The organism is Psychrosphaera sp. 1_MG-2023 (assembly GCF_030548245.1).
In the GTDB taxonomy this organism is placed as follows: domain Bacteria; phylum Pseudomonadota; class Gammaproteobacteria; order Enterobacterales; family Alteromonadaceae; genus Psychrosphaera; species Psychrosphaera algicola.
Window position 1 is genome coordinate 1 of the sequence record NZ_JAUORW010000030.1, and the last position, 13118, is coordinate 13118.

Below are 13118 nucleotides of genomic sequence, written 5' to 3' on the forward strand. Positions count from 1 at the left end.
TGGTGGGTCATGATGGATTCGAACCATCGACCAATTGATTAAAAGTCAACTGCTCTACCAACTGAGCTAATGACCCACTATATTCTGTTAAAACTGCGTCTCGAAAGGAAGTATCTTCCCCCTTGCCGCGGGCGCATATAATACTTATTTAAAAGTCTGGTGCAAGTTATTTTATCAATAATTTTTGATTTTAGACGCTTTCGGACAAATATCGTACGAAAGCGTTAAAAAACATACTTATCTAATTTAAACTCGTCAATCTAGACTTTGCTAAGCCTGCTGCGTTTGAATCTGGGTATTCACTAATAACCTGTTCAAACAGCTTTTTAGCTTCACTATTATTATCCAGCTTTTGATAAACTGTTCCTTGCTTCAATAGTGCGTCACTGCGCTTATTAGAATCAGGGAATGAACGAATGACTTTGTCAAAATGTACTTTTGCCTCGTCATACTTCGCTTTATTAAATAATAACTGACCCAACCAATAATGCGCATTGGCAATATAGATAGAATTTGGGAATGTTTTTATAAAGGATTGAAACTCAGGAATTGCGTCGTCATAACGACGTTCTTTTAAGATCAAGTTTACAGCTTGGTCGTAGGCTTCATTTTCGCCTAAAGTACCGCCATAAGACACTTCATTTGAGTCAGCAGTATCGTTTACTGTTTCCTCAACCTGGGGTTCAATTGCCTGAACAGATGATAAACGTCTTTCGATTTCAAGATAAAGCTCTCGTTGTCGATCCACTATTTGTTCAAGTTTATGGCTGTGAGTTTCTGTTATCCCTCTAAGTTCACTGACTTCCTCTTGCAATTCATTTAGCTGTTGCTGTAAGGCAACTTGCGAAGCACCACGCGCCTGAATCAGACGTTGCAGTTGTTCGATTTGACTAGAGGTAGTAGAACTCGATGAAAGATCAGAAACAGGAGCAGCCGCTAAGGCTGCTCCGTTCACAATCATCAACGCTATAAGCGAGAATCTCATATGCATCCAAATGGAAGATTAGTAAACTAATTCAGCACGACGGTTTTTAGCAAAACCTTCAGTTGTACGGCTTAAATCAATTGGCTTCTCTTCACCGTAAGAAACAGTAGAGATCTGCATTGCTGAAACACCTAAGCTTTGTAGGTATTGTGCTACCGCTTTACCACGACGTTCGCCAAGAGCGATGTTGTACTCAGGAGTACCACGTTCGTCACAGTGACCTTCAACTTTCACTTTTGCAGAAGGATTTTTAATTAGGTAGTCAGCATGTGCTTGCAACAACTCAAGATATTTTGCATCAACCTTTGAACGGTCATAATCAAAATAGATTGTTTGTGTTTGCATTAATGCTGCAAATTTTTGCTGTTGTACTTCTGCTGGCGTTAACGCTTTTTCAACAGTAGCAACTTCAATATTGTTTGTTTCAGCGGCCATAGATTCTGTTTGTGCAGACTGTGCTTGCTGACCATTAGTTTGTTGCGCTGCACCTTGAAGTTCTTCTTCTGAAGTAGAACCACATGCAGTTAATACTAAAGCTGGAATAGCGATTAATAAACCTTTAGTAATTTTGCTAAATTGCATTATTTAGTATCCTTTTTTTGTAATACGTTAATTAATTATTTAAAAAATGGTGACCACGCCGGAGACTTAACTTGTCCGTTCGCAGCCGGTAATCTTGCTTTAAATCGTCCGTCTATCGACACTAATGCCAATACCTGCCCATTGCCATGCATGGTGCTATAAATAATCATTGAACCGTTTGGTGCAATGCTCGGACTTTCATCTAATCGAGTTGTTGTCAGGACTTGAAAGTTACCCGTCGCCAATTCTTGTTTAGCGATATGGTATTTACCCTGTGTCCTGTTAACTAAAACCAACTCTTTTCCATTTGGGGTAATCGAACCACCAAGGTTCATTTCACCCTCAAATGTTAAACGTTTAACTCGTTTAGTCGCCAAATTTACGCTATAAAGTTGCGCATTTCCACCCCGTTCTGAACTGAAAACGATAAATTTACCATCTGGAGACCAACTAGGCTCGGTGTCGATACTGCGATGTCGTGTCAATCTCGTCAAGGTTTTATTTGCTAGTTCTAGCACATAAAGTTCAGGATTGCCGTCTTTCGACAAAACTAATGCTAAACGTTTACCCAACGGCCCCCATTGTGGTGCACCATTAATACCGTCATATGAGGTGACTAATTGACGTTTCCCCGTATAAATATCCTGGATGTAAATCTGCGAACGATCGTTCTCAAACGTAACATACGCAAGCTTAGCGCCATCTGGTGACCAAGATGGTGACATTAACGGCTCTTTAGAACGAAGTAAAATTTGTTCATTCGCACCATCGTAGTCAGCTACAATTAGTTTGTATGGGTAACTCTCGTCCTCATGATTAATTGTGACATATGCTATACGTGTTAAAAATGCGCCGCGCTCGCCGGTTAATTTCTCATAAGCGATATCACTAATGCGATGTGCGTAACGGCGGAACTGGCCAGTACTGATAACAACTTGACGGCTATCCATAATATGATCTTTTGTTTCTACCAAACGACCATTTTGTAAAACTTGTACTGCACCGCCTGTAATTTGACCACGAAGTACATCAATTAATTCAAAACTAACGGTAAAACGATCAAGCGCGTTATCAATAATTTCACCGACCAATATCGCTTCAACACCTTCGGCTGTCCAAGACGAATAATCCACTTCACCATCATTTTTTGGCAACTGCGGCATTTGATCAATTAATAAAGGCTTAAATTTACCACTGCGCATTAAGTCCGCTGCGATGATTTCAGAAATATTCAACGGAATTTCAGCTGTACCTTCATACTTAAATGGCACTACTGCTATTGGACGAGCAGTATCGATTCCTTCTGTAATTACTATTTCTAGGGCGGCTTTGGACGTTTGAGAGAACGCCAACAACGTCAAACCTAAAATTAAAAACAGTTTACGACTCATTTACAGCTCCGGTTTTACAGTTAAATTGATGTCTTTTAATTGTTGATAGACATCGTCTTCTTTTGATACAGGTAACGTGTCGGCTTTTAATACTGCTCGCTGGGCCGCCTCACAAATAGAGGTTTCCCCAGATAGCACAGTTACTTTAATAACTAAGCCGCTTGATGCCAATCTAATATTAAGAAGGCATGATTTACCTCTCATACTCTCATCCACAATGAGTTTTTGTTTAATTTTCGAGGTAATAAGCGCTTTATACTTGTTGACCTCTGTAAGTACAACTTTTTGTCGCGCTTTATTACGAATTGCTTGCTCTTGTTGCAATTGTTCTTGCAACATTTTTTCCTGAATAGCTTGTTCCGCGGCTAACGCTTTGGCTTCTTTTTCTTTTCGTTCTTTTTCTAGCCTTTCTTTTTCCAGACGTTCAGCTTCAGCTTTACGCTTTTGCTCTGCATCTTTAAGCGCTTTTTGTTCACGCTCTTTTTTACGCTTAGCTTCTGCTGCTGCTTGATTTGCTTTTGCCGCCTCTTTTTCACGTTCAACACGTTCTTTTTTGGCTTTGTCTGCTTTCGCTTGTTCTTTTCTTGCTTTTTCTTTTTCTAATTTAGCTTTTTTCTTGGCGTCTTCCGCAGCTTTTTTACTGTCTTTTTTCTGCTTATCCAAGTCTTTAAGATCTCGCTTAGCTTGCTCGGCACGCTTTTCGAGTTCACGTACCCGCTTTTCTTCCGCGGCTTTTTTATCCGCTTTCTCTTTTTGAATACGTTTCACTTGCTGATCTAACGACGTTTGGTCGATAACAACAGCGTCGATAGTTGAAATTTCTGGAGATTCATCTGGGGTTTCTTTTGGTGCTTCAAAACTGAAACTGGCGACCAAGATCGTTCCAAATACGATATGAATACCAAAAGACTTCGCTAAATGGACTAACGATGTTGACTGACTCATCACTCTTTTGGCTCCGTCATAAGCCCAACAGAAGGTGCGCCAGCTCGTTGTAATAAGACCATAAGTTCTATCACATAGTTGTATGCAATTTTACGATCAGCTTTAACGATTACTGGGGTTTCTGGGTCAATCTGCAATTGCGCGGCCACCAAGACAGCAAGATCTGTTGCTGACATCGGATCTTCTGAAGGCTCGCCGCCGGTCGATAAAAAGTATTCCCCTTTATCGTTAATCGAGGCGATCATCGGTGGTTTAGATTCATCTTCTAACGGTTCAGCAGACGCTTGTGGTAAATCGACTTTCACGCCCTGCGTAACCAAAGGCGCGGTAACCATAAAGATAATAAGCAATACCAGCATAACATCAATGTAAGGAACAACATTGATCTCAGCGACTGGCTTTCGTTTTCGTTTGTTATATTGCATCGACATTTAAAGGGTTGTGCTCACGTTAGCAGTAACTTGACGATGCAAAATGTTGGCAAACTCTTCACAGAAGTTAACATAGCTCGTTTCAAGAATTTCGACTCGACGGGCAAAGCTGTTATAGGCTAGAACCGAAGGGATAGCTGCAAATAACCCCATCGCGGTTGCGATAAGAGCCTCTGCAATACCAGGTGCTACCATGCTTAGTGTTGCTTGTTGAACTTGGCCAAGGGCTAGGAAAGCATTCATGATCCCCCAAACCGTACCAAACAACCCAATATATGGGCTAATTGAACCAACCGTCGCCAAAAAACTAAGATGACTTTCCAGTTGCTCCACTTCACGAGATAAGCGAACACGCATGGCTCTGTGGGTTCCGTCCATATATACTTGAGCAGAACTGACACTGTTCTTCTTTAGGCGAGCAAACTCTTTAAATCCATCTTTAAACAATGCTTCTAAGCCATCAACATTTTGTCTCGCGGTCATTTCGCTATATAAACGGCTTAAATCAACACCCGACCAAAATTTGTCTTCAAACTTTTTTGTATTTATTTCTGCATCCGCAAGGACTTTTCGACGTTGGAAAATAAGCGCCCACGACGCTATCGACAATCCCAACAGCGTTAACATTACCAACTTAACAATAAAGCTGGCTTCCCAAAACAATCCCCAAAAACTAATATCAGCTTGCACTTTCTAAAACCTCTAAAATGTCTGACGGGATAGCCTTAGGCTTCATCTTCGTCAGATCAATACAAGCAACCTGTACATCTGCAGTAAAAACAGATTGCTCTTTGTTATTTATAATTGTTTGAATAAATTCAACACTAGCGCGTTTAATTTGTTTTATTTCTGTTAGTACCACAACTTCATCATTAAATTTTGCGGCGACTTTAAAGTCAATTTGCATGGACTTTACGACAAAGGCTATATTCTGCTTAAGATATTCGTCTTGTTCAATACCCAAATGCCTTAAATACTCAGTTCTACCTCTTTCACAGAACTTTAAATAGTTTGCGTGGTAAACGATACCACCTGCGTCTGTGTCTTCATAATAAATTCGGATAGGTAATTTAAACACTTTACTCCCTCATGTTTATGCACGTCCGATGAATAATAAGCCGATTATCCCCTCTGTAGAGTAAAAACTCTGCATAAAGTTGCATTTTTATTTGGTGAAATAATTTTGACATTACTTATTTTTGTATCGTTCAATAAAAAGACAAATCGCCACACGCGCTACAAACAAAAAGGCTCAGCCGGTCTAAATTTAATATTAACGTCATATTTGTATGAACACAGCAAAAATCAGATTAGTAATTCTAATCCGAAATATCAATTTTTTTAGTTTGAAGTAATTGCTCTAGATAATTAATATACGCACATCTTCTGGACGGGTTGTGTCGTTCAGATGTGAAGTTATCGAATTTTGTAAACTTCTCCTATTCATGTTCCCTGGAATTTATTCCTCCTTTATATTTTGCCCGTTCAATTTGAACGGGTTTTTTTTTGCCTTAATTTAAGGACTGACAGCATTCATGAACCCATGCTGCTCGTCATATTAGCAATTTATTCTTGGTTATAGTCATAACCTAAATGCTGATAAGCCCTTGGTGACGCAATTCGACCGCGCGGCGTACGTTGCAAAAAGCCTTGTTGAATTAAGTAAGGTTCAATGACATCTTCAATCGTTTCCCGTTCTTCGCCTATTGCAGCAGCAATATTATCTAAACCAACCGGACCGCCGTCAAACTTTTCGATCATAGTAATCAGCATTTTTTTATCCATAAAGTCAAAACCTTCGCTGTCTACATTAACCATATTAAGTGCTTGTTTGGCTATATCTTGATCTAACCGCCCTTCGCTTTTGACATCTGCATAATCTCTAACTCTTCGCAGTAAGCGGTTTGCTATCCGAGGCGTTCCACGGGCACGTCGAGCGATTTCTAATGCCGCATCTGTGGTCATTTCCATATTTAACACATTGGCTGAGCGCTCAATAATAAAAGCAAGATCTTCAACTTTATAAAACTCGAGGCGTTGTACAATGCCAAATCGGTCACGAAGAGGTGATGTAAGCGCTCCGGCACGCGTTGTCGCGCCAATTAAAGTAAACGGCGGTAGATCCAGCTTAATTGACCGGGCAGCAGGACCTTCGCCAATCATAATATCAAGCTGATAATCTTCCATTGCAGGGTATAAAACTTCTTCAACAACAGGACTAAGTCGGTGGATTTCGTCAATAAACAAAACGTCGTTTTCTTCAAGATTAGTCAACAATGCTGCGAGGTCTCCAGCTTTTTCTAAAACCGGACCTGATGTAGTTTTAATGCTGACTTCCATTTCGTTTGCGACTATGTTGGCTAAGGTGGTTTTACCCAGTCCCGGAGGTCCAAAAATAAGCAAATGGTCGAGAGCTTCCTGCCGATTTTTTGCGGCCTGGATGAATATTTCCATCTGTTCTTTAACATGCGGTTGACCACGGTAGTCTGCTAATAACTTTGGACGTATTGCACGGTCTATCACTTCGTCTTCGCGGGTTTCAATTGCGCCGACTAATCTATCTGCTTCAATCATTATTCACTCTACAGCATGTTTTTTAAGGCTAAACGGATCAGGGTTTCTGAATCGTCGCCGTCTTTGAAAATCAATTTTACTGCTTTATTGGCTTGTTGGGAACTGTACCCAAGGGAGACCAGTGCGGAGACAGCATCGTCAAATTCGTTTGCTTTTTTCATCACCGAACCGGTCATTATAGGTTCAAGCGGTCTAAATTCTGGTGCGAGGTTAAGTGCCTGGATCCGATCTCGCATTTCAATCAATAATCGTTCCGCTGTTTTTTTACCAACGCCAGGCAATTTAACTAATGTCGTCACATCATCCTGTTCAACACAAGTTACAAACTGTTCTGCGGTAAGCCCCGAAAGTATAGTGAGTCCTAACTTAGGACCTACACCATTAGCTTTAATCAATAATCTAAATAAACTGCGCTCTTGCTTAGAGCTAAATCCGTATAACAACTGAGCGTCTTCTCGAACCACAAAGTGGGTATAAATAGTCGCTTGAACCCCCTCTTCAGGCAATTCATAAAAGCTTGTTAGCGGTAATTGCACTTCATAGCCTACACCGTTAACGTCAATTAATACGTCAGGGGCTTGTTTGTCGGCAACGATGCCAGTGAGTCTTCCAATCATAGTTAACTTTTATATTTACCTTCAATTACTGTAAATATACCCAGTTATCCATACAGTTGAAAGCCCTAGCTTAAAATTTATCGCCTTAGGCGACCTCTGACGGTTTTTTTCGCTACACCAGCCATGTTTATCAAACTTTGATTTGTGTTGCCATGGCATATTGCTACGGCTAATGCATCGGCTGCATCGGCCTGAGGTTTTCCCGTTAGTTTTAAAATCTGTTGAACCATATGCTGAACTTGGCTTTTATCTGCAGCTCCACTGCCAACTACGGCTTGTTTTATTTGTCTTGCGGAGTATTCAAATACAGGCAATTTTGCCTGTGACGCCGCAACTATCGCGCTGCCACGTGCTTGACCCAGCTTGAGTGCTGAATCTGGGTTATGAGCCATAAACACTTGCTCAATGGCAAAGTTATCAGGCTTATATTGTAAGATGATTTCGCTGATCCCAGAAAATATTGTGTCGAGCTTATCCGCTAAACAAGTATCGGGGGTCCGAATACAACCACTTCCTACGTAACTGAATTTAGAACCTACATGGTCGACTAGGCCGTAGCCCGTGATCCGAGAACCGGGATCAATCCCTAAAATTAGTGCCATAACGTTCGCGCCATAAAAATTCAACTTCTACTGATCTAATGCTTAGCCTTACCACTTATTTGAAGTAAAGACGGCTTTGATTCATTAACTACTTAAACACAAAAAAGCCCGAATACCTAAGGTTTCGGGCCTTCTTTATATGGCTAATAAAACAAGTTTAGTTTTGTTTTACTATTTCTATTCCAAGATCTTTTAGCGCATCAGGGTTGGCAAAGCCTGGTGCTGCAGTCAACGGACATGCCGCCGTTGTTGTTTTCGGGAAAGCCATAACATCACGAATTGAGTCAGCCCCAACCATCAACATTAACATACGGTCAAGACCGAATGCTAAACCAGCATGTGGTGGCGCGCCAAATTGTAATGCATCTAACAAGAAACCAAATTTCTCCTGCGCTTCCTCTTCACCAATACCAAGAATTCTAAAGACCTCAGATTGCATATCTTGTTTGTGGATACGAACCGAACCACCACCTAATTCACATCCATTAAGAACCATGTCATATGCGTCTGACAATGCGCCAGCTGGGTCGGCAGCAAGTTCAGCTGGTGTCATGTTGCTTGGTGCAGTGAATGGATGGTGAAGCGGAGTTAATGCACCGCCTTCAAGTTCTTCAAACATTGGGAAGTCAACAACCCATAAAGGCGCCCACTTGTCTTCAACGAGCTCTAAGTCAGTACCAACTTTCAATCTAAGTGCACCAAGTGCATCGGTTACCACTTTGTAGCTATCAGAACCAAATAATAAAATATCACCCGTTTGAGCGCCAGTTCGAGCCAAAATAGCATTAACCACTTCTTCATTTAAAAACTTAAGAATTGGTGATTGTAAGCCTGCTAAACCTGCTTCTAAGTCATTCACTTTAATCCAAGCCAGACCTTTTGCTCCGTATTTACCAACAAATTCGGTATAACCGTCAATGTTTTTACGTGTCATTGAAGCACCGCCTGGCACTTTAATTACCGCAACACGTCCCTTAGGATCGTTGGCTGGGCCGGCAAAAACTTTAAAGTCGACATCTTTCATGATATCGGCTACGTCAACCATTTCTAATGGGTTACGAAGGTCAGGTTTATCTGAACCAAAACGTGTCATCGCTTCCAAGTAGGTCATGGTTGGAAAGTCACCTAACTCAACGTTAAGCAACTCGCTAAATACTGAACGTACCATGCCTTCAGCCATTGCCATTACGTCTTCGCCAGACATAAAGGTGGTTTCAATATCGATTTGAGTAAATTCTGGTTGACGGTCGGCACGTAAATCTTCATCACGGAAACATTTAACGATTTGATAATAACGGTCAAAACCAGCAACCATTAACAACTGTTTAAATAACTGCGGGGATTGCGGCAACGCAAAAAATTGACCTTTATGAGTTCGGCTTGGCACCAAATAATCACGAGCGCCCTCTGGCGTTGCTTTAGTAAGTATTGGGGTTTCCATATCCAAGAAACCGGCGTCGTCTAAATATCTGCGAACAGCACTGGTAACTTTTGAGCGGAACTGAAGACGTTGATTCATCACTGGGCGACGTAAATCTAAGTAGCGATATTTTAAACGTTGTTCTTCAGAGTTATCTTGATTGAAATCTAAAGGCACTGGTGCAGAAGCATTAAGAATTTCTAAATCTTTAACGTACAATTCAACTTCACCAGTCGCCATATCTTTATTAGCTTGGCTTTCTGGACGTACACGTACAACACCAGACAATTTGATGCAAAACTCGTTACGTAGTTTATTTGCACTTTCAAAAATAGCAGTTTCATCAGGGTCGATAACTGCTTGCACAATACCTTCACGGTCACGTAAGTCGATGAAGATCAAACCACCAAGGTCACGGCGCTTATTCACCCAACCACAAAGAGTAACATTTTGGTCAACTAAACTTTTATTTAACTCGCCACAATAATGAGAACGCATTGCAAATCCTATTTCTAAAATAATAACCGCGCTAAGCAGTTTAACTTAGCGGAAATGGCGGACATTATAAGGATTTGAACGCTAAAGTCACCGCTTTAACAAAATAAGATGTGAGTTTTAGCGTGTGGCAAAATGATAGCTGTTTTTACCAGTATCTTTAACGACATACATAGCGTCATCGGCACCTTTAAGCAATTCATCAACGGTTTCGCCATGCTCAGGAAAACAAGCGACACCGATAGAAGCACCAACATTAATAATTGAAGCGGACAAATCAAACGGACGGACAAAGTCCGTAATAATTTTTTCTGCTACTTTACTTGCCTGTGCCGTATCATCTAAGTCGGTCACTAAAATAACAAATTCGTCACCACCAATACGCGCCACTGTATCCGACGCCCTGCCAACAACCCGCAATCTATCAGATACCATTATTAATAACTCGTCACCAACATCGTGCCCAAAAGTGTCATTAACTTGTTTAAAACCGTCGAGGTCAACAAACATCACAGCCAGCACTTTGTTGTTTCTCCGATGGCTGACAATGGCCTGATTTAATCTGTCATTAAATAACGCCCGATTGGGCAGTCCGGTCATTAGGTCGTGTGAAGCCAAATGCTTTAATTTTGTTTCTGCGGTAATTCTAAGTTTGATTTCATTTTGCAATCGTCGATTCCAAAACAATACACTGGCAATTACGACCGTCGCGATAAAGATAAACGCAATAACATTGCGGAGGTATATTTTTGAATTTATTCCCTGTACAACATCAATTTTTGACCAACGAGTAATTATTTTCTCCCGGTCTTTGTCGGTAATTGAACTGACAATTTTTTCCATCATTCGCAATTGTTGTTTTAGATCCTGACGGACGCCAATATTTGAAATATCGTATGGAAGATCTTCGATGACATGGATCTTAAATTGATAAAGATTGTTTTCCTGCAGGTAGCCGGCAGACACCAACATGTTGTCTAATACGCCGTCAATAACCCCCGCTTTTAATAAGGTGAGCGCTTCGTCAAAGCTTTCGACGACTTGGATAATTACTTGCGGATATCGCTCGCTTAATTCTTTTATCATCTGATATCCCTCGATCAACGCAATGCGCTTACCGTAGAACTTCTCAATCGAGTCGACGTTTTCCTGGGACTTATGGGTAGTAATTGACCAAGGTGTTTGCCAATAACTAGAGGTAAAATCCGCAAACTTACTGCGACTTTCACTTGCCGTTATATTGGCCACCATATCGATTTTACCAGAACGGAATGACGTCATTAAGTCACCCCATCTGTCAAACACAACAAATTTATAGTGCTGCCCAGTTAGCTCTGTCGCAATTTTAAATATATCAATGCTTATCCCCTGCGGATTTCCCTCGTCATCAATAAATTCGTAAGGGAACCAATCCTTTACCATGCCGACCGTAAGTTCAGGCACCATTTTAACCCAATGTTTTTCATCATCGGTTATAGAAACGCGATGTTTTCTACTTTGAAAATACTGATCGCTTTCTTCCCTTATCCAGCGACTTTCAATCTCTATTTTTTCTTCAAGTGTTATTAAGTCAAATCCCGCTTGGATTTTTTGGATTAGTGCTCGATTTTCGTCGTTAACTATAGAGTAAATTTTTGCTTCGTATGTAACGTCTTTTATAACTGAAAACTTATTCTCAACATTATTCTGAACTAACCGCACGTGAGCAACTTGGTTGGCTGAAATAAATCCCAAAATTTCATTATTCATCGCCATGGTTATCCCGGCGTCTAACGACTCAAGCCACACAACATCAACTTTAGGAAATCGCTTTTGGAATTCAGTTTTATAAGGAGCGCTTTTAAACAAACCTATTTTTTTTCCATCCAACTGCGACAACCCTTTTTTAGGGTCATACAGCCCACTGACAAATAGATTCGAGAATACAGAATAAAGGTGTAATGCTCGTGGTAATCCGGTATTTACTATCTGGCTCTCAGGGTAGGCAATATGGACATTTGACTTGCCTTCTTGCAAAGCTTGTAACGACAAATCCATTGAATTAGGCATAAACTCAACTTCAGTCTTGGTTTTTTCTGCCCATTTACGCCACAGGTCGACAAACAATCCGGTTGCCTCACCATTAGGCGTAATACTCATATATGGTTCATTGCCCGTTGTAAAACCAAGTCGAAGAGCCGCGTTAACATTCGACGTACCAAACCATTTCTGATCAAGTGAACCGCGCTCCTTTGCTGTTATTTGGGCGATACCTGCGTCGACAAACGGCAACAGATATTCGTTCAACTTAGTGACGGCATAAGATGCGTCGACTGCACCTACACTGATCCTCTTATATGCAGGGTAAAGCTGATTTAGGGAGGCATAACCAGCGTCACTAAACGTGTAATAATCAAAAGTCACAAACGTTTTGACTTCCTCCCTTTGAATACCACTCAACATGGCTTCACGGGAGTCATAGAAACGAAAATTTAGGTCGGGATTTTTGTCGATTAAAATGGATTCAAATACTGAGTCTTTTAAAATACCAATGCGGTACGGGACCACATCATTAATACTAGAAAGACCAATTAGATCTCGGTGGATATAAATACTAAGCGCCGAAGTGTAAATATTACCGCTAAAAGTAAACGTTGCTTCACGTTCAGCATTTTGTCCCAGCGCTCCGTGGACGTCTGCATTCCCATTTTTTACATTTTTTAATGTATTCGGCCAACTGGAGGTGACAAATTCGACTTCTATTCCGGTTTTTTCCTGCCATAAACGCCAAAAGTCGATAACGTAGCCAACAGGCTGATTTTTTTCATCAGAGAATTGGTAAGGGACAATATTGTTGGCTACGGCAACCTTAATTTTTTCAGGTTTAACAATTAGCGGGGTCGCTAATACCAAAGATGTCCACATCATCAATAATAGAAAGGAAAAAAGAAAGCGAATTCGAGTCATGCGAACCTAATTAAATTATTATTAAGCTCAGTGTAGAACGTTTCTTTACAATTCGGCAATCACATTTTCTTTAGGCTATGTGATTTTTAAGTTAAAATGCGGCTATTTCCACGGTATAAAAGATTTTTCA

12 protein-coding genes and 1 tRNA gene are annotated in these 13118 nt (G+C 40.7%); all 13 read right to left on the reverse strand.

Annotation, left to right across the window (positions count from 1 at the left end; all coding sequences use genetic code 11):
* The 13 genes from Q4575_RS18690 to Q4575_RS18750 all read right to left on the reverse strand — a co-directional run bounded on the left by Q4575_RS18690 (position 1) and on the right by Q4575_RS18750 (position 12988).
* Positions 1–76: transfer RNA gene (locus tag Q4575_RS18690), tRNA-Lys, on the reverse strand.
* A 165-nt stretch (positions 77–241) separates the two neighbouring features.
* Positions 242–985 (reverse strand): tol-pal system protein YbgF, encoded by a 744-nt coding sequence (gene ybgF, locus Q4575_RS18695; protein WP_215965038.1) that lies wholly within the window; start codon positions 983–985, stop codon positions 242–244.
* A gap of 18 nt (positions 986–1003) precedes the next feature.
* Positions 1004–1567, reverse strand: a complete 564-nt coding sequence (gene pal / locus Q4575_RS18700; protein WP_215965039.1) for a peptidoglycan-associated lipoprotein Pal — start codon at positions 1565–1567, stop codon at positions 1004–1006.
* Positions 1568–1602: 35 nt separating this feature from the next.
* Entirely contained in the window at positions 1603–2958 is a 1356-nt protein-coding gene (tolB, locus tag Q4575_RS18705; protein WP_215965040.1) for a Tol-Pal system beta propeller repeat protein TolB, read from the reverse strand.
* Positions 2959–3903, reverse strand: a complete 945-nt coding sequence (gene tolA, locus Q4575_RS18710) for a cell envelope integrity protein TolA (protein ID WP_303523842.1) — start codon at positions 3901–3903, stop codon at positions 2959–2961. It lies immediately after the preceding gene.
* Positions 3903–4328, reverse strand: coding sequence for a protein TolR (gene tolR, locus Q4575_RS18715; RefSeq protein WP_215965160.1), 426 nt, complete (start codon positions 4326–4328; stop codon positions 3903–3905). The genes tolA and tolR overlap by 1 nt, the downstream gene beginning before the upstream one ends.
* A 6-nt stretch (positions 4329–4334) precedes the next feature.
* Complete coding sequence (gene tolQ, locus Q4575_RS18720) at positions 4335–5024, reverse strand: protein TolQ (protein ID WP_215965042.1); 690 nt, start codon at positions 5022–5024, stop codon at positions 4335–4337.
* Positions 5014–5412 carry a tol-pal system-associated acyl-CoA thioesterase gene (ybgC, locus tag Q4575_RS18725; protein ID WP_215965043.1) on the reverse strand — a complete coding sequence of 133 codons (399 nt, stop codon included), beginning with the start codon at positions 5410–5412 and terminating at the stop codon, positions 5014–5016. The genes tolQ and ybgC overlap by 11 nt, the downstream gene beginning before the upstream one ends.
* A 488-nt stretch (positions 5413–5900) precedes the next feature.
* Positions 5901–6908: a Holliday junction branch migration DNA helicase RuvB gene (gene ruvB / locus Q4575_RS18730; RefSeq protein ID WP_215965044.1), complete on the reverse strand. Its 1008-nt coding sequence runs from the start codon at positions 6906–6908 to the stop codon at positions 5901–5903.
* 8 nt (positions 6909–6916) lie between these two features.
* The gene (ruvA, locus tag Q4575_RS18735; RefSeq protein ID WP_215965045.1) at positions 6917–7525 is read right to left on the reverse strand and encodes a Holliday junction branch migration protein RuvA; all 609 of its coding nucleotides are present in this window, start codon (positions 7523–7525) and stop codon (positions 6917–6919) included.
* A gap of 77 nt (positions 7526–7602) precedes the next feature.
* Positions 7603–8127, reverse strand: a complete 525-nt coding sequence (ruvC, locus tag Q4575_RS18740; RefSeq protein ID WP_215965046.1) for a crossover junction endodeoxyribonuclease RuvC — start codon at positions 8125–8127, stop codon at positions 7603–7605.
* Between the two features lie 157 nt (positions 8128–8284).
* Positions 8285–10045 carry an aspartate--tRNA ligase gene (gene aspS / locus Q4575_RS18745; protein ID WP_303523843.1) on the reverse strand — a complete coding sequence of 587 codons (1761 nt, stop codon included), beginning with the start codon at positions 10043–10045 and terminating at the stop codon, positions 8285–8287.
* Positions 10046–10162: 117 nt separating this feature from the next.
* Entirely contained in the window at positions 10163–12988 is a 2826-nt protein-coding gene (locus Q4575_RS18750; protein WP_215965048.1) for a transporter substrate-binding domain-containing protein, read from the reverse strand.
* Positions 12989–13118: the final 130 nt, after the last annotated feature.

Coding starts and splice junctions, on each gene's coding strand:
- tolB (WP_215965040.1), bottom strand. CDS start 2,958: ATGAGTCGTAAACTGTTTTTAATTTTAGGTTTGACGTTGTTGGCGTTC.
- aspS (WP_303523843.1), bottom strand. CDS start 10,045: ATGCGTTCTCATTATTGTGGCGAGTTAAATAAAAGTTTAGTTGACCAA.
- tolR (WP_215965160.1), bottom strand. CDS start 4,328: ATGCAATATAACAAACGAAAACGAAAGCCAGTCGCTGAGATCAATGTT.
- ybgF (WP_215965038.1), bottom strand. CDS start 985: ATGAGATTCTCGCTTATAGCGTTGATGATTGTGAACGGAGCAGCCTTA.
- ruvB (WP_215965044.1), bottom strand. CDS start 6,908: ATGATTGAAGCAGATAGATTAGTCGGCGCAATTGAAACCCGCGAAGAC.
- ruvC (WP_215965046.1), bottom strand. CDS start 8,127: ATGGCACTAATTTTAGGGATTGATCCCGGTTCTCGGATCACGGGCTAC.
- ruvA (WP_215965045.1), bottom strand. CDS start 7,525: ATGATTGGAAGACTCACTGGCATCGTTGCCGACAAACAAGCCCCTGAC.
- Q4575_RS18750 (WP_215965048.1), bottom strand. CDS start 12,988: ATGACTCGAATTCGCTTTCTTTTTTCCTTTCTATTATTGATGATGTGG.
- tolA (WP_303523842.1), bottom strand. CDS start 3,903: ATGAGTCAGTCAACATCGTTAGTCCATTTAGCGAAGTCTTTTGGTATT.
- pal (WP_215965039.1), bottom strand. CDS start 1,567: ATGCAATTTAGCAAAATTACTAAAGGTTTATTAATCGCTATTCCAGCT.